Source organism: Paenibacillus brasilensis, assembly GCF_009363115.1.
Taxonomy (GTDB): Bacteria; Bacillota; Bacilli; order Paenibacillales; family Paenibacillaceae; genus Paenibacillus; species Paenibacillus brasilensis.
Window position 1 is genome coordinate 3257925 of record NZ_CP045298.1, and the last position, 24253, is coordinate 3282177.

The window sequence follows — 24253 nt, forward strand, 5'->3', positions numbered from 1 at the left end:
TCCTTAATTCGACTTCACTTCGCTGCCCTTCATGTCCGCCGAACCGCTTAATTCAATATGACTGCCGTTGCAATCCATACGGAGCTGACTACCTGCGGACAGGCTCATCGTTTTACCCGCAGACAGGCTGAGATTGCCTCCTGCTGCAATATTCACTTGCTTGCTGCTCGTGATATGAATGCCTTCTTTATCATCCAGCTTGATATAAATAGCGCCGTCCTTGCCTGTAACGACCAGTTCATCCGGCCCCAGCCGAATTTCCTTGCCATGTGGGGTTCGCCATATTTTCATTTGCGGATTGGAAAAATGGTTATGTGTACTCTTGCGATCTGCCCGTCTCACCGCACTGCCTGCCACGCCGTCTTCTTCCCGACTGCCGGGGAAATAAAGGGAAACCGAGTCGCCTTTTTCAGGCATAACGTACCAGCCAGTGTGACCACCGCCACTGTACACGGTTGAATAGTTGAACCAATGCGCTTTGCTTGCATCCTGCTGTTCATCACAATCCAGATGGATACGTACCTGATCCTGACGGACGTCCAGTACAACACCGCTTAACGAGGCACCTGCCAGCATATCCTGGTAGTAACTTTTTTGCCGAAATCCCTGATAGGAACCCAGCACATATTGATGCCGCAGCAGTCCTTGACTCATTGCGGTATAGGCCTCCATCACATACAAGTTATGCCCCTGAAAATTTAACTGAGCGCCTAAGTCTAGCACCTCATCCGTTTCTACCTCATAAAAAATAAAATCATGCTCACTCAGTTTGGCCTGCTCATTCTCCTGAAAATAACGAAAAGGCAGCAGCTGCTTGCGCACCGTATAACGGGTATGATCAAGCACCGCCTGCGCGGGGCTCTCTTCAATACCAAAATAAAACTTGGGACTGTCAAAACGGGCTACAGGCATCAGACTCGTATGATAGCGTGAGGCTATGCGTCTCAAGAATGCCCAGTCTGTCTCCTGATACTGAATGGCAATCCGTCCGATGGCTTCTCCGCCAGTAGCTCCGTCAATGACATCCAGCCCTTCATAATCCTTACCTATGTGCTCCAGCATTTGAGGAATCGTCATTTTCGTATATTGAAAAGAACGGGTGCGCTGCTTAATGTCCATCCGGTAGGTATGGGAAATAGCTTCCACCTCCAGATAGTACACACCCCGCACGACTTTTACCTCGACCGAGAGGGCAATCCCGCTGAATAGCGGCTTGCTGGCGCCGGATTCATCTCGTTGGCTCACCTCAATCACCGTGTTTTTTTCTGTAGCTTCCACATAGCTGTCCTGCAAGTCCTCAGGTATCACACCCGTAAAATAAAGTCGGGTATGCTCGTTCAATTTTTTCGTTAAGGTAAGCTGCTCCAGATCAATTTGGTCATAAGGGTGAATTTGAATTTGATCGTATCCCAGGCTCATTATGATATCATTCCTTTCTCATTTGCAGGATAGGGGGAGGGCGTAAGGAGACGAAGGGATTGGCCCCAATATTCCGCTACAGGTAGCCACGCTTCAAGTTCTGCTTCCAGACAGCTAAAGGAGCCTATCACAACTCGTCCCTTTTGGATGAAAAGCAGCAATTCGTTGTATAGATTACCGTCTATCCCCGCTGCTACAAAACGAATCCGTCCGATTGAAAGCCCGGAATGATTGACGATCATGCCCGTCCCTAACCAGTTGCGAATGGGTTGTACAGATCGTAAAACATCTGCCATTTGCTCCACGAATTCGGAAAGCTCATCCGCTTCTAAAAACGAATCCGTAGGATTAAAACTGATATTAATCGTTCCTTCTGCCGAGGTATAAATATCCTTTGGACGATGCTCCGAAGGGTATTTAATTACAGCCTGCTCCATTGGCATAGGACTAAAGGATTTGGGAATATAGAAGCCGATTTCTCCATCTAGTATCGTGCTTGGCTCCAACGCGAGGTGTTCATTTTGAATATGAAAGAGCTTATTTTCTTCAGACATGGAACCATTCTGCTCTGATTCCTGAGCTTGAGCTGGAATGGATTTTAAATCACCGTTATTAGCTGTCGTCTGATCCCTCATTTTAGCTTTGAGGCTAAGAATATGCTCGTCTAGATAGTTCACAGAAAGCCCCCTTTTAGGAAAAATGTACAGCCGTACTTAAAACCCAGCATATGTATTTATCGGTTAAAAGAGAGATTTAGTTTACAAAATGACCCATTACATCATCCCTTTTTGCTGTAATAATTCTTTAGTAGCACTCCATAGTTGGCGTTGCATGTTGATATCCCCACCAGGATATGCCGGTATTATTGACTTTCCAGTACCAACATTAAAATATCCACCTGTCACTCCTTGATATTGTGATTCTGTAGCTAAACGGACAATAATGTCCGTTCCTTTTCGCGGATCTCCGATATGCAAAGCCTTCAATATTTTTGCAAGTATCGAAGAAAATCCTAACTCACGGCCAAGGCCGGTAACGTTAAACCCTGGATTAAGTGCGTTAACAGTGACTCCAGTTCCATCCAACTGACGACCAAGCTCTTCCGTAAACATAATATTAAGTAGTTTAGTTTTTCCGTAAATCCTAGATGAGCCTGTTGCAGTAAAGGCGGATGTATCTGTTAAATCCTCTGGCAATTTTAGTTCACCATGGTTACGGGATGCTTCAGAAGCAACATTGACGATCCTTGCATTTTTTGAATCCATTAATGGCTGGAGTAAGGTGTGTGTTAACAGCCACGGCGCAAGATAGTTTACGGCTATCATTTCTGCAAATCCCTCGCAGGTTATTCGCTGTTCAAATCCATGTAATCCTGCATTGTTTACTAATATATCAATCTTTGGATAATTGGCTTTAATTTCATTTCCAATACGTTTGACATCTTTCATAAGAGACAGGTCTCCGAAAAAGAAGTTTACTTTTGCATTTGGTGCAAGGTCTTTTAGAATATTTTTAGTTATTTCTGCTCGTTGTTCATTTCTGGATGTTAATACCAGATGTGCTCCGCTTTTGGCTAATTCAATTGCTGCCAATTGTCCAAGACCGCTCGTAGCACCAGTAATTACAATAATCGGATATGTCGACATATAAATACCTCCTTAAAATTCTTATAATATTTACATTCATATTTCACATGTCTATGCTCTATAGTCATCCCTGCTTCTTGACACCTAGCAAAACTACAAATATGATTGACATATATCAAGTATATGTTTTTTATTTGATATATGTCAATCATATTTAAACCAATCAATCAATGAGGTGAAAGCCCAATGGAAAATAAAATTCATGATCAAAATTCTGCAAGAGTGCAATTAGAACTGAATCTTGGTGAGCAGCTCAATGCACTTATAAGTGCATCACATGCACTTAATGTAAGAACTGCAGCACTTTTCGATCCAGCCTTACAACCTGCAGCTTTTCTGATTGTACGTTGTCTCCTTTCATATGGTCCGGCAAGCGCTACATTTTTGGCGGAATCCACTGCCATGGATCGAAGCTCTGTTACTCGGCTTGTCACTCAGCTTAAGCGCATGAATTATGTGAAAAGTGAAACTCATCCTGAGGATCGCCGGGGAGTGTTGATTTCCCTGACAGCGTTTGGGCGCGAAAAAGCTCTGGACGCTTTAAAAGAAAAAGAAAATGAATTTTATAAACGCATTTCAACATGGGAGGATTGCAAGCTTGAAGCGTTTATTGGGATGCTTAAGTGCTTTAACGGACAAGATTGCCAGGATTAATGAGATTCGACATAAAGCATCGTATGAAGAATATAGGAGGCATTCAAATTTTTGCCCATTGGGATGATTTTAACGTCTCGTTATCGTGATATTTATCATTGAAAATTACGTGCGATTCGTTACATTTTCCTGATTTAATGCATTGAATTAAATTGACCAATGTTCAGAAAAAAAGAATCTCCTTCCTTTCCATTTCATCCCTAAATATGTCTACTAATTAGCAGTTGTATTTAGGCGTTTTTTGTCATACAATTCACCTAATGCTACGGACTCGGTCTTAGAAACAGTAAGGTTTGGACGGTAAGTAGGACGTGGTCTCTTTGTTAATTTACGAATCGTTGTATTTTGTAGTCGTTCGAGCAGGACTGCGTCAGTCCAAAAAATTAATAATGTTTTGCGGACAGTTTTCCGGGTCATTAACATCTGATGATAAACATTTACGAAGGGGAGCGTTCTATTGGAATCGAAACAATTAACGAGAGGGCTAAAGCCACGGCACGTTGAGCTGATTGCGCTTGGAGGAACAATTGGCGTTGGCCTGTTTATGGGATCGGCAAGTACGATAAAATGGGCGGGTCCCTCTGTGCTGCTGGCGTATCTCTTAGCTGGGATTATTATGTTTTTTATCATGCGGATCATGGGGGAAATGCTGATTCTCGAGCCGGTGACGGGTTCATTTGCTACTTTTGCTCATAAATATATCAGCCCTTTGGCCGGTTTTTTGACCGCTTGGAGCTATTGGTTCTTATGGGTTACGGTTGGAATGGCAGAGGTAACGGCGATTGGAGTGTACGTGGGGTATTGGTTTCCGGACATTCCGCAATGGCTACCAGCCTTGGCAGGTGTAGTTATTATCGCGTTAGCCAATTTGGCGGCTGTAAAGTTTTATGGGGAATTTGAGTTTTGGTTTGCCATGATTAAGATCGTTGCCATTATCTTTATGCTGATTGTTGGCACGGGCCTGATCTTCTTCGGCTTTGGTAATGGTGGACAACCGATTGGTCTCTCCAATCTATTCTCCCATGGCGGTTTTTTTGCAGGCGGATTAAAAGGCTTTCTATTCGCACTATGCATTGTAACGGCGGCTTATCAAGGTATAGAGATGGTGGGCATTACGGCGGGTGAAGCCGAAAATCCGAAAATGACACTGCGAAAAGCCATTAAAAACATTATCTGGCGTATTCTGATTTTTTACGTGGGTGCGATTTTTGTCATTGTTACGATTTACCCTTGGAACCAGATTGGCGAGATCGGCAGTCCTTTTGTCCTGACCTTTGCCAAAGTAGGGATTATAGCGGCTGCTGGCATCATTAACTTTGTTGTTCTTACAGCAGCGATGTCAGGTTGCAACAGTGGTATTTATAGTGCGGGAAGAATGCTATATACATTGGCTAAAAACGGACAAGCCCCTAAGTTTTTCGGGAAAGTTTCCCAAAGCGGAGTACCTAGAAATAGCATTATTACGACGATTTCCTTGCTGCTGATCGGAGTGCTTTTTAATTACTTATTACCTAATTCCAAACTGTTTCTGTACATCTACAGCGCCAGTGTTCTTCCAGGCATGGTACCGTGGTTTGCATTGGCGATCAGCCAATTTAAATTCAGGAAGAAGTGGAAAAACGAAATGAAGGATCACACCTTCAAGTCTCGTTTTTTCCCAATCAGCAATTACATCACCATTATCTTCTTATTGCTAGTGATCGTCGGGATGTGGTTCAATCCAGACACACGCTTGTCATTGATTGTAGGGGCATCATTTATGGCGCTCGTCATTGTTGGATATTTTGTCTTTGGTATCGGAAAGCGGCAGAGAATTGAAGACTAGAGGAAAACTAGAAGCTTGTTAAATATGTAAAATTTGCCGAGTGCCATTCAGGCTATATCCTGAGTTCGCTCGGCTTTTATTTTATGTGTGGTTATCTTTTTCACACAGTCAGCCTTAATATAAATAGAATCTAGTGTATTCTATATTCTATAGGACAGACTGTGGTACATCAAATAAATAAAGAACAAAATTATTCTTATCTCTTGACGGATTGTCAAGCCAAGTGCGACAGTTCCTGTGTGAAAGATTCGTGAGCGGTTTTCCACCCCAGGCATTTTCGGGGGCGATGGTTGATTAAATCTAGCGAGCGCTCCAATGCCACATCGGATACTTGGGCAAAGTCTGTGCCTTTAGGAAAGAACTCTCGAAGCAAACCGTTCGCATTCTCATTCGATCCTCTTTGCCAGGAAGAGTATGGGTCAGCAAAGTAGATCTGCACGCCATGTGTGGTTTCCAGGTTCGCGTAACAGGCGAACTCTTTGCCTCGATCTGCAGTTGATGTTTGAAACACCCCAACAGGGTACTGAGAAGCCGCTACGCCAAAGGCAATCTCCATCGACAATGCCGTTCGATCGGGCATTTGAATCGCGGTGTACAAACGGGTTTTCCGTTCAATGAAGGTTGCCACACAGCCTTTGCTTTTCCCACGACCAGACACCACCGTATCTAGCTCCCAGTGTCCAAAGGTGTCCCGGGAACGGATCTCCTTGGGGCGTTCGGAAATCGACTTACCCACGGCAAACTTCCCTCGTTTTTCAGCAGGCTGTTGCCGTTTACCTTTGTGCCGTAGCACCTTCACGTTCGCTTGGGCAAGGCGGCCTGCATAGAGCCAGCGATAGATGGTTTTGCAGCACACGGTGGGCTGGCCTTCTGCTCTAAAACGCTCCACGATCTGCTCAGGTGACCATGTCGCATGCAACTTCTCTTCGAGCTCTACCGCTTGTTCCTCTGTCCATTTGCCTCGGGGTACAGAGGCTCTACGGCGCTGCTCGTAAGCATGTTGGGAGCGCTGTGCATCGTAGGGCTCTAGCTCAGCATTCCGACGAATTTCCCGGCAAATGGTCGCATGATGTCGCCCCAGCTCCTCAGCGATGGCTCTTGAACTTTTCCCTTGCTGATGCAGGATTTCTAGCTTGCTTCGTTCGATTATGCTAAGATGTGAGTAGCTCATGGTGGATTCTCCTTGTGTGAATGTGGGTGTAGGAACTTTCATTCTACACGAATCCGGCCATGGGCCCTTTTTTATTTATTTCCAGCAGGTGTCGCACTTCATATTACAATCCGTCTCTTTCTAAAATTTAACTGTCAGTTTAATTATTGAAACGCTATAATGCATTGTATTAAGAAAAAAGAAGGAGAAGGTATGATGTTGAAAAAATGGCCATTATTATTCATGCTAGGTATTATCATGCTGGCATCTGTAGGCTGGAACAGTGGAGTATCTCATGCGAGTTACTATTTTGAATACACTTGGGAGAAGTACAAGGGGACTGAGGCCAGGACCTACAAGTTGACTCCAGTACCTGGCAGAGCAGGACAAATGGATCAGAAAAAGTTCTTTGCTGCTATTAGCAAAACCCCGAATGTGTATGGAGGGTTCAGCGGCTATAGAACAGAGAAAACAACCGGAGTTGCGACCAAGAGTGTAACAGATGGGGGTTATAAATATTCGATTATTGATTCTGCTAGCAATCAGGAGCCTGAGGTCGTAGAGTATATAAATCCTACTAGTGGAGTTCCACATAAATGGAACGGAACCGATGATATTCGAGTTTTTATGAGAGGATCTGAAGCGGCTTCTTTGGCAGAGCTGTTTTATGAGGGGACTCCAACTGATGGACGATATCAATTTAATGCTGACGATGTCTATTTAGTTACATTCCGGTCCAGTACAGTAAAACCGATCAGTGAAATGTCTGCTGAAGCGTTAGTTGAAGAAGGAACCCCAACGTTTATAAATCGAGAGTTGGTAGGCCAAATAAAGGGCAAAGATCCTGCTGCTTATCCGTCAAATGGAATTTTAAACGGCTACTTTTATGTTTATAAGGGTTCTGAAGTAAAAGTGAATTAAAAGAGTAGACAGGATTTAATAAGCACATCTACACAAGAACGAGATAACATTTTGTATTCTCCATGACAAATGCGGATACATGATGTTATCTCTTGTTTTATTTGTGTGCGTGATCGAAATAATAGCCGAATAAGGCTATAAACATTTAATTACCAATGAAAGCCATTGAAAAGTGATTGGGATATACGGCTTTAAAAGTATATTAATTAGCATAAGGACAGAATTACTTTTTTTTACTGGCCTTATTCAATTCCGGGGGGATTATTCCGATAATTTAAATATACAGTTTGGTGTTAATGGAAATTAAAATTCGTTTGAAAACAAATGAGGTTATTTTCAAAGTTGAAACAGAAGGACAGGTGAAAATGATCCAATGCTATCTCATAGAGGAGGTGTAATAATCTAACATAATGAGATGTGAGAAAAAAATAAAACGAATTAGGCAATACATGACTGGTTTACTGGCTGTTTGGTTGTTCTGTATACATACTGTGCCTGTTTTTGCAGATAGGGCCTTTAACGATATTGAACATTCCTACGCAGCGGATGCAATTGAAGCCATGGCTGCTCAAGGTTATGTTACGGGTTATCAGGATGGCAGTTTTCGACCTGTACAGTTTATTTCGCGGCAGGAATGGGCTACCATCTTCGCTAAAACCTTAAAACGTACACTGAATGACAAGGACGTTATTGCTTTTCGTGATGTGTCTCCCTGGGCTCTACCTTATGTTCAGATCTTGCAGAAAGAGAACATTACAAAAGGAATTAGCGATCAATTATTTGGTGCCACGCACAATATGACTCGTCAGGATATGGCCGTTTGGTATGCTAGGTATTTTGGTGTTTCTGAAGACACTCGTTCTGCCGGTATATCCAGTTTTGTGGATCAATTTGATATATCAGACTATGCACAAACGAGCGTGTGGTTGATGGAGCGATTAGAGCTGATAGAGGGGGATACGAATCATTATTTCTATCCCAAAAAATTTGTAACACGACAAGATGCCACGTTGGTTGCATATCGGGTATGGCTAGGCGGTGACGATCTGAGAGAGCGTGCCAAGCGTTTGCTAGAGTCAGGAAACGGAGCTGGAACGACGAATCAGCTACCCAGCTTGCCGGAACCGGACAAACCAGTGGTCGACTTGGCACCGGAAATTAGGCCCCAACCTGTGAATCCGGAAATTGAGGAGCCTGAAAGACACAGCTCAAAGCCCAAACCACCGGCACCTGATCCTGAGCCACCGGCACCTGATCCCAAGCCACCGGCACCTGATCCCAAGCCACCGGCACCTGATCCTAAGCCACCGGCACCTGATCCCAAGCCACCGGTACCTGATCCCAAGCCACCGGTACCTGATCCTAAGCCACCGGTACCTGATCCTAAGCCACCGGTACCTGATCCCAAACCACCGGATCACTCTTCGGATTTTGTAGTGGATGAGGTCGTAATCAAGGCGCCGGAGCTCATAAATCAACCGGAAACGTATCCTTCGTATCAGCTGTCCTTTCAGCTCTACAAAGAAGGACAGCCGGTAAGCATTCCCGCTGCCAGCGTTACAAGTGTTACTTATACATTTAGTGATGCATTAGGTGTGTTTGATGAACAGGGGAAAATCGCACATTCTGAAAATATCCCTGCTGCAGATGGTATGATTCCTGTCGAGTTGGAAGTCACCATTGCCAAACCTTATCGGGTGCTTAAAGCACAGACCAAGCTGATTGTTAAGGAGAAGACTCCTCCACCAGAGGCTCCGAATGTAATCAGGTCCGTATACTTGGCCACGTACACCATTTCGCAGGCTACTACCCTAGACCCTGCAGCCTGGAGCATGCCCTATGTATTTCACAATGCAAAGGGAGAGGTCATACCGCCCGGTTCGTTGCCGTCAGACCTGAAGCTTCGAATAGAGGACTCCATGGGAATATTTGGTGAGGATGGACGTATTGTCAATCTGCATTTGATTCCGGCAGTGAACTCGGTCATTCCATTCAAGATCGAGGTTGAATCACCATCTCAGGGAATTCACTTCATATCCGATGCCGAATTAACTGTAGTACCAGGAGAACGCAAAAAGCAATATTTTGCTGTCTCCATAATGCTGCAGGGAAAAGGAGGCAGTGCGACCACGGTAGACCAAATTAAGCAGGCTCGTCAATTGCTGATGGATCACTTTGGTCCTAACTTAAAAGTGACCTGGGCGATGGAAAATCCATTTGTTTTTGAAGACACGAATCGCCCGCAGCTCAAACAGGCTTTGGCATACGTGGATCAGTATGGCGATGAAATCGGGATTTTGGACGGGTATGCGAATAACCTGTATGAGTTTCCTGAATGGAATTTAAAGATGGACGAGTGGTTGTATATGTATCGTTATAATGCACTCAATGAGCTGCACCAAGGCGGTACGATGGGATCACCTTCGGTGTTTGAAAGCATGGATACAGACCAGTATCGAAAATATCTGCCTAAATCATTGACCAGCTTCACGGTGAATCCTGAGCAGGCCCAATGGCTTAAAGATCATTATAAGATCACTTCAGCCATGGGGTGGTCGGCTACACAGTATAATGCTAACAACATGTATGGTGAGGGTTCACCTTTGATGCCTTACTGGTCCAATAAGGATAATCCGATTGTTCCCGCACAGGGGCTTACCGATAATAGCGGTATCGTGTTTATGAACTCGGTTACGATTGATCCCATTGGATCACGCTATACAGAAGGTTCCTCACGCTGGACGCTCCATCCAGGTGACCCATATGTGAATGAAACGGATGCGGCACCACAACTGTATATAGCACAGCAATATCTGGATAATCCGTATCAACGTTTAAATACGGTAAACTACATGTCCATTATTCTGGACATCAACTCGTTTGCCCAAAAACATAACCTGTCTCAAATATGGGATAACTTTGTGAATCACTTCCCTGCTGACCGCGAGGTCGAGATTGTGGGCGTGGACGGGCTGAAACAGATTTATCAATCGTCAGCTGGATCGAATAATGATCATTCGGAATTTTCACTCATGTTTAGGGGCTCCGGCTTTAAGACGGCCATGGACTCCAATAATTCGCCGGCCAATCTGCGTTACTTGTGGACTGAAAACGCCTCACAGCGGATCATTTTATCCAAGGAGGATGGAGATGCGGCATGGTCCATTATTGATTTTACGGACTATACCCGCAGTCCGGTTCCGAAGATGCCATACGGCAAGAAGAATTCGAAAGTGGATGTAAGCTATGTCACCGGAAGGAACTTCAAGCTAGCTCCTACGGCTTCGTTAACAGCAGATGAAATCCAGCGCGTAAAGGATCGTTTGAAGGAGATCTACTTCGCAGAAGAAGTAAAGTATCAGTAAGTGATTGGAATGACAGGATTTTTTAAGACCTGAGGTTTTATGGAAAAGGGGTGTCCCAAAGCCATGGAAATGGCTAGGGGACGCCCCTTTGCATTAGAGAAGGATATTCGTTGGTGGTTAGACCCATTCAATAACCTGATCTACAGACCGCCGGGTTTTTCCGCGCGGCTCATTCAGACGGTATCCAAAGGCTACCATGCAGGAAATACCGAAATGCTCGGCATCCATGATGCCTTCTTCAGATAGGATGCGTTCGATTTCCTGTTTATTAAAGCCTTCGATTGGACAGGAGTCAATCCCGATTTGTGCTGCGGCTGTCATCATATTCCCCAATGCGATGTAGGTTTGTCGGCAGGCCCACTCGAACATTGCTCTTTCATTTTCTTCCAGTTCAAAATCTGATCTCAGGAAGGCGTCATATACCTTCTCTTTGCCTTGCATAACTTCAGCAGGTAATTGCTGTACGTTTTCCATCATATCCTTGATGTAATCGGATGAGGCTACCATATCTTTAGGCAGTCTGGAGAGAATGAGTACAAAATGGCTTGCTGTTGGCAACTGTTTTTGGGCTCCCCAAGAGTAAGGCAGCAGCTTCTCGCGCATAGCTTGACTTTGGACAACAACGAACTTCCAGGGTTCAAAGCCAAATGAACTCGGGGATAAACGCCCTGTTTCAAGAATAAAATCGAAGTCGGAATCGCTAATTTTTTTATGACGATCAAATTCCTTGGTTGCATGTCTGAACTCATATGCGGATAAGATTTGATGTTTAGTGGTTGTTAAGGTTTCCATTGTTTTTACACTCCTTATGGATATGGATTGGAATTGACGCTTACCGAGTGACATGCTTAATATTAGTATATACATGATTGTTTTTGAAGTACGCACATTAATGTGCTGTAGTATAAAAAATGATACCAAGGGGAGAAACACCTATGCGCAATCGGAAGGGCGGCTTTGGGGCATGTCCCGCTGGAGATGATCAGGCTTGTCCTGTAGAGTACACGCTGGACGTGATTGGGGGCAAGTGGAAAGGAGTTATTTTATATCATCTGATGTATGGAACAAAGCGATTTAGTGATTTTCGGCGTATTTGCCCGGGAATTACACAGCGTATGCTGACACTTCAATTACGTGAACTGGAAGAGGACGGTGTAGTTCATCGGGAGGTTTACCAACAGGTTCCGCCCAAAGTCGAATACTCCCTAACTGAATTTGGAAGAACGCTTATCCCGATTATTAACCTGATGAAGGATTGGGGAGAAGAATATAAAGCCAAGCAACGTCCAACAGACAATCTCCTTCAACATCCGAGCCCCAATTTGTAGCACGCTGAGACAGACCTCACCACAAAAGACTTGCCATACATCTGGCAGGTCTTTTCCCTTTTATTAATGTCAAAGCTGCTCTATTTCAGTTGGGCAATGTTATCAATTGTAATTGACAGCAGGAAGGCCAGCCTGATATATTTCTTACGATATTAATAATCATTATCATTATTGAGATAAGGGGATTTCCATAATACATAGGGGCTAATATGTTGAAGAAAAAATCGTTTTTTATGCTGACTGCTTTGATGCTTGTATTGTCTGTATTCATTAGCGCTTGCACTGGAGGCAGTAATAGAAGTAATTCCGCTCCAGCTTCAGGGGAAAAGGAAGAGCCAACTTCGGCTGAGACGAGAAGCTTTAAAACGGTAAAAGGGGATATGCAGATTCCAGTCAAACCGCAGCGCATTGTAACCGATTTTTACGGTGGGGATTATTGTCCGTAGGAGCTAACGTGGTGGGTGTGGAGCCGACGGCGTTTCAAAATCCTTTTCTGACGGATCTGCTAAAGGAAAAAGGGACCAAGGAAGTTGGCGACCCGGCCAATTTGGAGAAGACGCTGGAACTCAAACCCGACCTGATCGTAGTTATGAAGGATACAAATTATGAGGCCTTGTCTAAAATCGCCCCTACCCTGTATATTCCGTTCGGAACGACGACCAATATATACGATACAGTCAAGCTGTTCGGTGACATCACCGGGGAGAAAGAGAAGGCAGAGCAATTTATTGCTGCATTTAATAAAAAGGCTGCTGAAGGTCGCGCACGTCTTAAAGGTGTTATTGACGAAAAGGCAACCTTCGGCCTGTATGAGCTGACAGACAAGAATGCACTTTGGATATTTGGAGATAATGCAGGCCGGGGTGGACAAGCTGTCTATTTATCGCTATGATCCGATCGCTATTACCGGACAGATTGATATGATCGTGGATATGCTGGTTGAAAGAGAGAAGGAGAATAAAGCTAAAAATAAGTAAACGATCTACCTGCATTCGTAAACACTTCACTACATGGCAGTAGCCGTGAGATGGGGTGTTTTTTTGCTTGCAATCGGTTACATCATAAGATATACTCATTTTCAAAGCTTCCGAAACGTTTTGGAAGGCCGGCTAAGGAGCAGAATTATGACGACAATTAAAGATATCGCGCGTGTTGCCGGGGTCTCTGTCACCACCGTCTCCAGAGCTCTTAATGGGTACGATGATGTCAATGAAGCGACTCGCCGCAAAATTATGCAGGTGGCCAAGGATTTAAATTACAGCCCCAATATTCTGGCGAGAGGACTTGTCATGAATAAGTCCAAAACGATTGGACTGCTGGTATCCGGATTGAATCGGCAAAGTGCCAAGGACCATTTTACGTTTGAGGTTTTATCAGGAATTAACGAATGTGTGTCGGAAAAAGACTACGATCTGGTCCTGTTCAGTACCAACTCGACGAAGCAAAGAGAAAAAACGTACTCTCAACTGTGTCGGGAACGAAGAGTGGACGGGGTCATTTTATCGGGGATTAAGACGGATGATCCATATCTTCAGGAGGTGGTGGACAGCGATATTCCCTGTATACTGATCGATATTCCCATCCTGACCGATACGGTAGGCTATGTAACGACGGACAATGTGCTTGGCGCGAAAAAAGCAGTGGATCATCTGATTCGGCTTGGTCACCGTCATATTGGTATGATCAATGGTCATAATCTGGCTTTTGTCAGTGAGAGACGCCTGGAGGGATATAAGGAATCCCTGAACTCTGCAGGGTTAACGTTCAATCCAGACTGGGTCGTCAATGGAGATTATAATGAAGACACCGCCAGAGAGGAAGCTGTTAAGCTGTTGACGCTTTATCCTGAAATTACGGCGATATTTTGCGCGAGTGATCTAATGGCATTGGGAGTTTTAAAAGCAGCGAAGCAGCTTGACCGAAACCTGCCTGAACAGTTGTCAGTTGCTGGATATGATGACATTCAGCTTGCGTCTTATGCAAGCCCGCCCTTGACAACCGTATCGCAGGATAAATTTCAGCTTGGCTATCAGGCAGCCACTATGCTGATTCAAATGCTGGAAGGCAGTGGACAGCCACATGCCCTGATCCTGGAGACACAGCTGATTGAAAGAGAATCGGCAATGAAACGCTAAAGACACAAAACCACAATATGTGGTTTTTCAATTACACTTTTTCCGAAACGTTTCGGATACAGGGAGGTTCTTATGGAATACAGAGTAATTAAAGAAAATGATCTGTTTTTATTAACCGATACGAAAGGGAATATTCCGGAGGATCACCCCTATGGATTGGGTTTGTACACGAAGGATACCCGTTTTCTTAGCAAGCTGGATCTGAAAATTAACGGGCAGGAACCCGTTTTGCTCTCCTCGGATGCAGCAGAAAATTACATGGCCACCATTTTGCTGACCAATGTGCAAACGGAAATCGACGGCAAGCTGGAGTTGTGGCGTGAATCGGTTGAAGTGAAAAGGACTCGTTATATTTATGACGGTGTGCTGTATGAGCGTATCCAGCTAACAAATTATTACCCGAAGCAGATTGCGTTTGAGCTGAGTGTACACATGGATGCCGATTTCGCAGATATGTTCGTTGTTCGTGGTTTTCAGACCGGTGAGCTGGGAAAAGGAACCGGAACGGAGGCTGCCGATCGGTCTCTAAGCTTTAGTTACCTGGGAGCCGATCAAGTCCGCCGAGCTACTTCTGTCACATGGGATCGGCAGGAACAATCCGTTCATGAAAACGGGGATGTTTTTTTCCGGGTCTCATTGAACCATGGGGAATCGGAAAATATCAGGTTTACAGTGCAGCCTCAAATTGGTGAAGCATGCGTAACGGAGCCGATAAAGCCGGAGGATGCGCTAGAGCAGCTCAAGCACATCTATAAGGTGTGGGACCAGCAAACGGCTAAAGTGCAGACAGATCATGAGCTGCTGCAGCGGCTTGTAGATCGGGGCTTGAAGGATATGAAAGTGCTGCTGACGGATTTGGGCTATGGATCGTTTCCGGTCGCAGGACTTCCCTGGTTTGGAGTCCCTTTTGGCAGAGACAGTCTTATCGCATCCCTGCAAATGCTTCCCTTTAATGCGCAGATTGCCAAAGGTACAATCCGAACGATGGCAGCATGGCAAGGGAAGGCCGTTGATCCTTGGCGTGACGAACAGCCAGGGAAAATTATGCACGAAATCAGATACGGTGAGCTGGCGAATACGAAGCAGATTCCGTTTACTCCTTACTATGGCACTGTTGATGCAACCCCGCTATTTCTGATGCTGATTGTAGAGTACGTCAGATGGACAGGGGATTTGGCTTTGGTACAGGAGCTGGAACCCAATATTATCGGGGCGCTGGAGTGGATCGACCGCTACGGAGACCGGGACGATGATTTATTTGTGGAGTATCATCAGGAATCAAGCAAAGGCATAGCCAATCAGGGCTGGAAGGATTCCGGTGATTCCATTGTTCACCGCAACGGAGAGTATGCCAACACACCGATTGCTTTAAGCGAGGTGCAGGGCTACGTCTTTCAGGCCAAAACGGGCATTGCTGACTTGTATGAGGCTCTTGGTCGCAATGAGGAATCCACAAGGCTCAGAGACGAGGCTCGGCGCCTGAAAAGCAAATTTGATGAGGCTTTTTGGATGGATGAGCATCAATATTATGCCATCGCTTTGGATGGAAGCAAGCATCAGGTGGGCACCATCACTTCCAACCCCGGGCACTTGCTGTTATCGGGAATGCTGGACGAATCCAGAGCGGAAGCGGTAGCTGACATGCTGATATCACATAAAATGTTCTCCGGTTTCGGGATTCGGACGATGGGAGCAGGAGAAGCCGGGTACAATCCGATGAGCTACCATGATGGAAGCATTTGGCCGCACGATAACAGTATGATTATCCTTGGACTCAGCAAAACCGGTCGTCAGCAGCACGCGAATCAGGTGATGAAAGGGCTGATTGATTCTGCCGGGCATTTTGAATATGAACGATTACCTGAGTTGTTCTGCGGTTATGACAGCTCAATCGGGAAGGCCGTCCCTTATCCGGTGGCTTGTTCTCCACAGGCATGGGCGGCGGGAGCGCCTCTGGTATTTATCCAGTCCCTGCTTGGATTATTTCCGGACGGAGTTGGAAAGGAAATCCATCTCTCGCCTGTCTTGCTTGACGGGATGAATGAGCTGACGGTTTCCAATATAGCCATCGGCAGCGGAATATTGTCCATCCGTGTAGAAAGAAGTGGAGAGAGTGATATTTCCTGGTCCGTGTTGGAGAATACGACGGGATATAGAGTTATTGCTGACTAAGCCAACAGAACGGAAGGGGAAAACGAGGATGAAAGCGATCAGATGGTTCATAATTGTGGCGGTGTTGACCGCCTTGATTGCCAGTCTGCTGACTGGCTGTGGCAGCGGGCAGAACCAGGATACAGGCGATAAGGTCGAGATCACTTTTGCAGGCTGGGGCTCTACTCCGGAAGAGACCAGGCTGCTAGATCAAGTGCTGGCTGATTTTGAGCAAAGCCATCCGAATATCAAGGTAAAACGCGAAGTGATCGCTGATCAGTATATGGATGTGATCAAGACACGTCTCATTGGCGGCAAGGGTCCAGATGTATTTTATTTGGACGCTATTGAAGCACCGGGTCTGATTGAAACGGGAGCTTTAGAACCGCTTAATGCCTATGTTTCCCCTGATTTTGATGTGGAGGATTTTGAAAAACCACTGATACATGCATTCCAAAAAGATGGAAAGATATATGGTTTTCCAAAGGGGTATTCCACGCTTGCGCTTTTTTACAACAAAAAAATGCTTAAAGAAGCGGGTGTGGAGGTTCCAAAAACATGGGATGAGCTGCGGGCTGCCTCTCGGAAATTAACGAAGGGCAATAAAGTGTACGGTTTCGGGCAAAACCCGGAACTGGCACGAACCTTTTTTATTGCTCAGTCGGCAGGTGGACAGGTGGTTAAGCAAGGCAGAGCCAACTTCACTGCACCCCAAGTGTTGAATGCCCTTCAGCCTTATGTGGATCAGCATTTGATCGACAAAACGGCAGCGCAGCCCAGCGATGTTGGTGCCAGTTGGACCGGTGAGATGTTCGGTCAAGGAAAAGCGGCTATGGTGCTGGAAGGGAACTGGTCGATTCCATTTTTGAAAAATACATTCCCCAATATTGATTTCGGAACGGCGGAGGTGCCGACGATTCATAATAAAAAAGGAACGATGGCTTTTACGGTGGGGTATGTGATGAATGCCGCTTCACCCCAAAAACAAGCTTCTTGGGAGCTGATATCCTATTTGACTGGCAAGCAGGGGATGAAAACCTGGACGAGTAAAGGCTTCGAGCTTCCGACTCGCCAATCCGTCGCCAAGGAATTGGGGTACGATAAAGATCCGGTACTCGGCCCACTCGTTGCAGGCGCCCCTTATGCGACTGTTTGGTCGGCAGGCCCTACACTTCCAACCATATTTAATAACTTCAACAATCAATTTGTAAGCGCTTATATCGGTGAGAGACCATTAAAGGAGGCGCTTCAGGAGGCACAAGATCAAGCCAATGGGGAAATTCAATTCCAGCTCTATGATTAAAACAGTGACGGAGGGTTCAACATGAAGCGGAGTCTTTCCAGACGGAAATTTAAAGAAGCGGCTCAAGGGTATTTGTTTTTGCTGCCGACCTTGTTCGTACTGCTTTTTTTCATTATTGGCCCGATTTTCTATGCCATCTATCTTGCATTTCATAAAGTTCAACTGCTTGGCGTTGCCAGTTCAGAATTCGCTGGTCTGCGAAATTTCACCCGTATCACGGTTGATAATCGCGCCCATATAGCCATCTGGAATACATTAAAATATGTTGTCGTGGTTGTTCCGATTCAAACGATTCTGGCGATGGTTCTGGCCGCTGTTCTCAATGCGGGCTTGAAAGGACAAAAAATATTCCGGGTCATTTATTTTCTTCCCACGCTTACGTCATCTGCTGTGCTTACCCTTATTTTTATGTGGATGTTCAATCAAAACGGGCTAATTAATGAGCTGTTGAGTGCAGTCGGTTTGCCAATATATAACTGGCTGGGTGATCCGAGAGTGGCCCTGCATTCTATTATGGGAATGAATATTTGGTCGACGGCTCCCTTTTTTATGGTTATTTACTTGGCCGCATTGCAGGATATTCCAAACTCCTTATATGAGGCTGCCGAGCTGGATGGGGCGAACGCCTTCCAGAAATTTTGGAGCGTTACGATGCCCAGCTTGAGACCTGTGACCTCTTTTGTCGTCATTATGGGATTAATCGGAACATTTCAACTGTTCGACCAATCCTATATTTTCTCGGCGGGATCAGGAGGTCCGAACAACTCGACGCTTACGGTCGTATTGCTGGTGTATCAATATGCCTTTAAAAACCTGGGCACGATGGGGTACGCCGCTGCGCTGGCGATGACATTGGCGGTGATTATTTTAATCGCAACGCTAATCCAGCGCAGGTTTTCCAAGGAAGAGTCTTTGAACTAGGGAGGGAGCATCATGAACCGTCGAATAGGCATCGGGAAAATTCTATTGTATTTGATTCTTATCGGTTACGCGGCTGTTACGATAGTTCCATTTTTATGGGCGTTGTCATCGTCATTCAAGCCGCTGGAAGAAATCGTGAACGGAAAAATCAGCTTTATTCCCAAGGTATTTACCTTCGACAACTACAATATGATATTTACTCAGCAGCCTTTATTTGGTCGATGGCTGTTGAACAGCCTGGGGATTGGAATTGTCACTACGGCGCTCAATCTGCTGTTTAATTCTATGGCAGGCTATGCACTTGCCCGGTTGGATTTTCCGGGGAAAAAGCTGCTGTTCGTCATTATCCTGGGTGTACTGATGATCCCGGCCCAGGTTACGATGATTCCGAATTTCCTGATTTTGAAAGGCTTTGGCTGGCTGGATACGTATCAGGGGATGATCATTCCCTCTATGATCAGCGCGACATATATTTTTATGATGCGCCAGTTTTTTATCAGCTTTCCGAAAGAACTTGAAGAGGCAGCTGAGATTGATGGCTTAGGACGGTTTGGTGCTTTTTTTCGCATCGTTCTTCCGTTGGCCCGTCCGGCACTGGCAGCACAGATTATTTTTGTGTTCATGGCGTCGTGGAATGATTTTATGAAACCGTTGATTGTGATGTCCAGCCCGGAAATGTTTACGTTGCCGCTTGGATTAAATACGTTCAAGGGGCAATATATCAGCTATTGGAATTACATTATGGCGGCTTCCATGATATGTACGCTACCGATCCTCGTTATTTATGCATTCTTTAATCGTTACTTTATCAAGGGAATCACGTTTACGGGCGGTAAATAACGAAAAGAGGGATATCGTACCCATACAGGGCAGATATCCCTTTTTTGATGATCCAAGAGGCTATCGAGATCTACGTAAAAGAACGAGTAGGATCAATAAAGGGGGCGGTCCTACAGGTTAATGTTCTTATTTTGTCGTGGTGACGGTCGTGATGGTTATAGTACCTTCCTTCTGTATCCAATCTACCTTGGCCCCTAACGTCTCGCTGATTAATCGCAGAGGAAGATAGGCAATACCGTTCACCGTGAAAGGAGGGACGGTAAGCTCGACAGGTCTACCGTTCACTGTTGTTTGGCTGGTTTTGAGATTCAATTGTAGAGAGACAGGATTAGCTCCAGCCTTGGACTGAATAATGTTCGCTACTTTATTGTTGGAGTCAAAGGTGACTTCGGCCCCCAGCTTGTCAAAAACAGAACGGAGAGGAATGAACGCCTGCCCGCTTCTAGTAATCACACCGTTACTCAGGGGAACAGGTATACCGTTAAGACGGACGAGAATCGGCTTTTGTACAGGAACTGGCATACTATAAAGAAACTCATAATCCCCTATACCAAGCTGTGCATGCTTGTTGACCCCCCAGCCCCACAGGGTGCCGTCTGTTTTTTGCATGATTACATGTCTTGGGCCTGCTTTGATGCTTTGAATATGTTGAGCCAGTAATGTAAAGTGGGCATTCGGCAATAATTTTTCTCCGTCCAAGGACGCTGCATAAACATTTCCCTCTGTGGTCAGTGCAAGAATGGAACGCTCAACGATGAAGGCGTCTTTAACATTCTTTACACCCGTCAACAGTACAGGAGTATTTTCGTTATGATAGGTTGTAGCATCCGAGGAGCCTGTGACTGTAGCACCCCAGAACCACAGCCGGCCTTGCCGATCCATCGCAAGATAGGTACGACCATTGGATTTAATCGCCTGGATTCCTGTTAGGGATTGAATCTGCGCAGCAGATATAGTATCGGATAAGGTGGCATTTGTATCAAATTCCTTGGGCCATGTCCATACGGTACCGTCTTTTTTTAAGGCTATATTTTTCGCGATTGCCGTAATATCCTTTAAGGAGGAAACAGGTTTAAAACCCTGCAAGCCTTTTGTGTTTTTCCACACACTGCCGTCCTTTTTCAAGAAGATCCAGCCTTCCTCATATTCCGGTCTTTCTTCATAATAGCTGTCTATATCTGCAACCCCATCGACGCCGGATAGAGGTTGAAAAGGACCCAAGATGTCGTCATTGTTGAGTCGATCAGCGAAATATATGCTGCCTTCGGTGCTCAGGGCAAGCACATGATTTAAACCACTTACAGCTGCGAGGTTCTGTAGTCCTTCCAGAGGAATGAATTTCACGGATTCAGAAATGTTGTCTCTGGGTACATACCAAGCGGAATGATCTTGTAAGGTAAATACCAGGTCGCCTTCGTTGATGATATAAGATAAAAATAATTTCTTGGGAAATATACCCGTATCAATAGACGTTGAATATTTAGAAAGGTTTTCCACAAATTGATGAATTCCAATAAAATAGCCTCCAAACCCACGATTATAAACGGGTTTGGAGGCTATTTTTTGAGCATGGGAGCAGGGATAACTTGGGACGGTTCTTCCAATGGATTAGCCCGTTATTCGGCTGCGCACGATCATTAGGGTTTGTTCTTTGATTTGTGCAATTTCACGCATGAGTGCAGCTGTTTTGGCTTCATAGGATTGTTTGACATCCAAGTCCTTTAGTGAGGCAAGGTTAATGTCAACGGTAAGCAGGGCGGATTGAGCAGCAGCTTCAAACAGGATTGCGCCTATGCCAAGATCAGAAATGACATTTTTATTGGACGACTCCACAATACGGTAGGCATAGGACAATCCGTCCCGGCTTACTTCCAGCAAGCGCATGGGTACCTCAATGGCAGCAATCACTGCGGTCTGTAGAGAATGGGTACGGTAACGCTTCTCTTCGTCTGTTTCTTTGGGTAGCTTTAGCGCCGTCATGTACTGTTCAAAGGAGCGGATGTCTGCAGCCATCAGTTCCTCACAGCGTGAAGTCAGGTTTTCCATACTACGAATCACTTCAGTGATTGACTCGTGGATGTGTGCGAATTTTTCTCCTTGTGAAAGGTTGGCGGTCATGGAGGTCATAGCGGCCCCCAGTGCCGCAGCCAATGCGGATATACTTCCTCCGCCGGGTGTAGGAGCTGCGCTTCCAGCCTCTTTCAGAAAATGTCCGATGGAATCCTTCCACGACAGTTCACTCATGAATAAACCACCTCTCGGGAGTATTGTTGCAGATCAATCGCTTTGAGCAGATTTTTATACAAGATTGCCGTCGTTAATGTACCGACACCGCCGGGCACGGGAGAAATCGCATGCACCTTTTCCCCAACGTCTAAAGCGGCATCCCCCACTATTTTTCCCTCCAGCGTCTCATTAATTCCCGCATCTACCAAAATAAGACCGGGATGCACCATATCCTGCGTAATGACATCAGGGCATCCGACTGCGACGAAGGCAATGTCTGCATGACTCAAATGCTCTGCAATATCGCGTGTGCCCGCATGACAGGCCGTGACGGTAGCATTTTCTCTTTGCAGCATGTGAAAAAGGGGGAGTCCCACAGTCTGGCCGATGCCGACAAGCGTGACATTTTTGCCTGCCAAGGTGTGACCGTAATGCTTGAGCAGTTCAATACAGGCTTGAGGTGTAGCAGGATACAGTCCAGCCTCGCCTGTGACAGTAGCCAGCTTATTGCCCGGGGTAATTCCATCAATATCCTTGTACGGGGCGATGGACTGTTTAATGACGGATGCGGATAGATGCCGGGGAAGGGGCAATTCCAGCATAATGCCGTGTACATGTGAAGCTTCATTCAGGCTGTCGATCAGGTGAAGGAGCTCGGCTTCTCTAACATGGCGGTCAAAGGTATGAAGATGAAAGGAGATGCCCAGCTTCTCCGCTATTTTTTGCTTGGTTCGAGCGTAGTAGGCAGAGGCGGGATCACCTTCTACCAATAGGGTTGCCAGATGGGGACGATGTCCTTGCTGTTTTAACTGTTCCACCTGGGAACGAATCGTCGTATACACTTGCTCGGCTGCTTCTTTGGATTTCATAATAATAGCCATAGCTCAAGCCTCCTCTGAATTTATCGCGCTAATGATGGAATCAACAGGGTGTCAGGGTCTTGTAAACGCAAAAAAGTATTTGCACAAGGTCGTCAAGACAGACGAATCCTCTGCAAATACTTCTCCCAGGCGAACGGCACGCTTTTGTTTGTATGCTCCCTCGTGGTTTATTCCACTGACTTCGCCAGTCACATACAGCGTTATTTACTTTATATATTAACAAATATTCTCCCGGAAATAAACCCGTGAACCATTGGCAAATAGCTGTACCGATTTAATGATATGACAAATGTCATACTCCCGAACTGACGTTTATGACTACAGCGGTGAGAGGCTGTTCCTTATACTGAGGTTAGATCTACATGCACGTCTGACGAGATCAAGGTACAGGGCGTCATTTTAAAGGAGGATCAACATTAGGTATGGCACAACTTCCATTAGCACAATTGAAAAAAAATATGGCTCCTTACGAAAAAATAAACACCAAATCCAGCGTTCTGCAGCTTATTAACACTTTGGGCCCGCTGATCTTGCTATGGTATGCGGCTTATCTCAGTCTGTCGGTATCCTATTGGCTGACGCTTCCGATTGCCGTTATTGCCTCGGGGTTTGTGGTAAGGACATTCATTATTTTTCATGATTGTGGTCATCAGTCCTTCTTCAAAAGCCGCAAGCTGAATGACATTGTAGGAACGATTACAGGTATCATTACGCTCTGTCCGTATCGTCAATGGAAAAATAGTCATGCCGTCCACCATGCAACCAGCAGTAATCTCGACAAAAGAGGTACAGGTGATATGTGGGTACTTACGGTAGAAGAGTACGCACAGGCTTCTATATGGACACGGCTGGCTTATCGCATATACCGGAATCCTTGGGTTATGTTCGGATTAGGTCCGATCTATACTTTTTTGCTTACCTATCGGTTTAACGTCAAAACAGCGAAGCGCAAGGAAAAAATAAACACTTATGTTACAAATATATCTATCGTTGCCTTATATGCATTGTTGTGTTGGGCTATCGGCTGGCAGTCGTTTCTTCTGATACAGGTGCCTATCTTTTTTGTTTCAGGCATGCTGGGAATCTGGCTGTTTTATGTGCAGCATCAGTTTGAGGATTCATATTTTGAGCATGATGAAGAGTGGAGCTATATCAATGCAGCCGTAGAGGGCAGCTCTTACTACAAGCTTCCTAAAGTATTGCAATGGATTACGGGGAATATCGGTTTTCATCATGTCCATCACTTGAGTCCAAAAGTGCCGAATTATAATCTGGAGAAGGCACATGAAGCGACACCATTGCTGCAGAAAGCAACCACCATCACTATGAGCAGCAGTCTGCAATCTTTGAAGTTCCGGCTTTGGGATGAAAGCACAAAAACCTTTTTGACCTTTAAACAAGTGAAGCCGCTGCTGGGCAAACGTGTTACCGTTACCAAACCCATTCCTGCACCTGTTGTGAGCACAGAAAGAAAATGAATTGTACGCA

19 protein-coding genes, 1 pseudogene and 1 riboswitch are annotated in these 24253 nt (G+C 45.4%); of the genes and pseudogenes, 12 read left to right on the forward strand and 8 right to left on the reverse strand.

All coding sequences use genetic code 11. The features are described from left to right. Window positions 1-3: 3 nt before the first annotated feature. The 3 genes from GCU48_RS15305 to GCU48_RS15315 form a co-directional block, all read right to left on the reverse strand. Window positions 4-1419, reverse strand: a complete 1416-nt coding sequence (locus GCU48_RS15305) for a phage baseplate assembly protein V (RefSeq protein ID WP_152380568.1) — start codon at window positions 1417-1419, stop codon at window positions 4-6. Next, the gene (locus GCU48_RS15310; RefSeq protein WP_152380569.1) at window positions 1419-2096 is read right to left on the reverse strand and encodes a hypothetical protein; all 678 of its coding nucleotides are present in this window, start codon (window positions 2094-2096) and stop codon (window positions 1419-1421) included. Before GCU48_RS15310 ends, GCU48_RS15305 begins: the two co-directional genes overlap by 1 nt. 96 nt (window positions 2097-2192) lie before the next feature. Next, window positions 2193-3065: an SDR family NAD(P)-dependent oxidoreductase gene (locus GCU48_RS15315; protein ID WP_152380570.1), complete on the reverse strand. Its 873-nt coding sequence runs from the start codon at window positions 3063-3065 to the stop codon at window positions 2193-2195. A 186-nt stretch (window positions 3066-3251) separates the two neighbouring features. Here GCU48_RS15315 and GCU48_RS15320 point away from each other — a divergent pair, with 186 nt between their 5' ends. Together GCU48_RS15320 and GCU48_RS15325 are read left to right on the forward strand one after the other, a co-directional pair. Continuing rightward, window positions 3252-3719, forward strand: coding sequence for a MarR family winged helix-turn-helix transcriptional regulator (locus tag GCU48_RS15320; protein ID WP_152380571.1), 468 nt, complete (start codon window positions 3252-3254; stop codon window positions 3717-3719). A gap of 457 nt (window positions 3720-4176) precedes the next feature. Then, entirely contained in the window at window positions 4177-5544 is a 1368-nt protein-coding gene (locus GCU48_RS15325) for an amino acid permease (RefSeq protein WP_152380572.1), read from the forward strand. A gap of 214 nt (window positions 5545-5758) precedes the next feature. Here GCU48_RS15325 and GCU48_RS15330 read toward each other — a convergent pair whose 3' ends face one another. After that, window positions 5759-6715: an IS30 family transposase gene (locus GCU48_RS15330; RefSeq protein ID WP_152380573.1), complete on the reverse strand. Its 957-nt coding sequence runs from the start codon at window positions 6713-6715 to the stop codon at window positions 5759-5761. 192 nt (window positions 6716-6907) lie between these two features. Here GCU48_RS15330 and GCU48_RS15335 point away from each other — a divergent pair, with 192 nt between their 5' ends. Next, the gene (locus tag GCU48_RS15335) at window positions 6908-7615 is read left to right on the forward strand and encodes a hypothetical protein (protein WP_152380574.1); all 708 of its coding nucleotides are present in this window, start codon (window positions 6908-6910) and stop codon (window positions 7613-7615) included. 410 nt (window positions 7616-8025) lie between these two features. Beyond that, window positions 8026-10980, forward strand: coding sequence for a DUF3863 domain-containing protein (locus GCU48_RS15345; RefSeq protein ID WP_152380575.1), 2955 nt, complete (start codon window positions 8026-8028; stop codon window positions 10978-10980). Between the two features lie 117 nt (window positions 10981-11097). Here GCU48_RS15345 and GCU48_RS15350 read toward each other — a convergent pair whose 3' ends face one another. Beyond that, window positions 11098-11772 carry an NAD(P)H-dependent oxidoreductase gene (locus GCU48_RS15350; protein ID WP_152380576.1) on the reverse strand — a complete coding sequence of 225 codons (675 nt, stop codon included), beginning with the start codon at window positions 11770-11772 and terminating at the stop codon, window positions 11098-11100. 143 nt (window positions 11773-11915) lie between these two features. Between GCU48_RS15350 and GCU48_RS15355 the strand changes: the two genes are divergently transcribed. The 7 genes and pseudogenes from GCU48_RS15355 (at window position 11916) to GCU48_RS15385 (ending at window position 19658) form a co-directional block, all read left to right on the forward strand. Further along, window positions 11916-12308 (forward strand): winged helix-turn-helix transcriptional regulator, encoded by a 393-nt coding sequence (locus tag GCU48_RS15355; RefSeq protein WP_152380577.1) that lies wholly within the window; start codon window positions 11916-11918, stop codon window positions 12306-12308. A 209-nt stretch (window positions 12309-12517) separates the two neighbouring features. Then, a pseudogene (locus GCU48_RS15360) lies at window positions 12518-13285 on the forward strand (ABC transporter substrate-binding protein). A gap of 147 nt (window positions 13286-13432) precedes the next feature. Then, window positions 13433-14443, forward strand: coding sequence for a LacI family DNA-binding transcriptional regulator (locus GCU48_RS15365; RefSeq protein ID WP_152380578.1), 1011 nt, complete (start codon window positions 13433-13435; stop codon window positions 14441-14443). Window positions 14444-14515: 72 nt separating this feature from the next. Continuing rightward, window positions 14516-16615 (forward strand): amylo-alpha-1,6-glucosidase, encoded by a 2100-nt coding sequence (locus tag GCU48_RS15370; RefSeq protein WP_152380579.1) that lies wholly within the window; start codon window positions 14516-14518, stop codon window positions 16613-16615. A gap of 28 nt (window positions 16616-16643) precedes the next feature. Beyond that, complete coding sequence (locus GCU48_RS15375; RefSeq protein ID WP_152380580.1) at window positions 16644-17897, forward strand: ABC transporter substrate-binding protein; 1254 nt, start codon at window positions 16644-16646, stop codon at window positions 17895-17897. Between the two features lie 21 nt (window positions 17898-17918). Then, entirely contained in the window at window positions 17919-18818 is a 900-nt protein-coding gene (locus GCU48_RS15380) for a carbohydrate ABC transporter permease (protein ID WP_152380581.1), read from the forward strand. A 12-nt stretch (window positions 18819-18830) separates the two neighbouring features. Continuing rightward, entirely contained in the window at window positions 18831-19658 is an 828-nt protein-coding gene (locus GCU48_RS15385; protein WP_152380582.1) for a carbohydrate ABC transporter permease, read from the forward strand. Between the two features lie 126 nt (window positions 19659-19784). On the opposite strand, the gene GCU48_RS15390 is transcribed toward GCU48_RS15385, so the two are convergent. From GCU48_RS15390 to GCU48_RS15400, 3 genes are all read right to left on the reverse strand, one after another. Then, the gene (locus tag GCU48_RS15390) at window positions 19785-21155 is read right to left on the reverse strand and encodes a stalk domain-containing protein (protein ID WP_244315708.1); all 1371 of its coding nucleotides are present in this window, start codon (window positions 21153-21155) and stop codon (window positions 19785-19787) included. 111 nt (window positions 21156-21266) lie between these two features. Further along, entirely contained in the window at window positions 21267-21902 is a 636-nt protein-coding gene (locus GCU48_RS15395) for a cyclodeaminase/cyclohydrolase family protein (RefSeq protein WP_152380583.1), read from the reverse strand. Next, window positions 21899-22765, reverse strand: coding sequence for a bifunctional 5,10-methylenetetrahydrofolate dehydrogenase/5,10-methenyltetrahydrofolate cyclohydrolase (locus tag GCU48_RS15400; protein ID WP_152380584.1), 867 nt, complete (start codon window positions 22763-22765; stop codon window positions 21899-21901). Before GCU48_RS15400 ends, GCU48_RS15395 begins: the two co-directional genes overlap by 4 nt. A 116-nt stretch (window positions 22766-22881) precedes the next feature. Continuing rightward, a riboswitch (ZMP/ZTP riboswitch) is annotated at window positions 22882-22967 on the reverse strand. 220 nt (window positions 22968-23187) lie between these two features. Here GCU48_RS15400 and desA point away from each other — a divergent pair. Beyond that, window positions 23188-24243 (forward strand): Delta(5) desaturase DesA, encoded by a 1056-nt coding sequence (gene desA, locus GCU48_RS15405; RefSeq protein WP_152380585.1) that lies wholly within the window; start codon window positions 23188-23190, stop codon window positions 24241-24243. The last annotated feature ends 10 nt before the right edge of the window (window positions 24244-24253 follow it).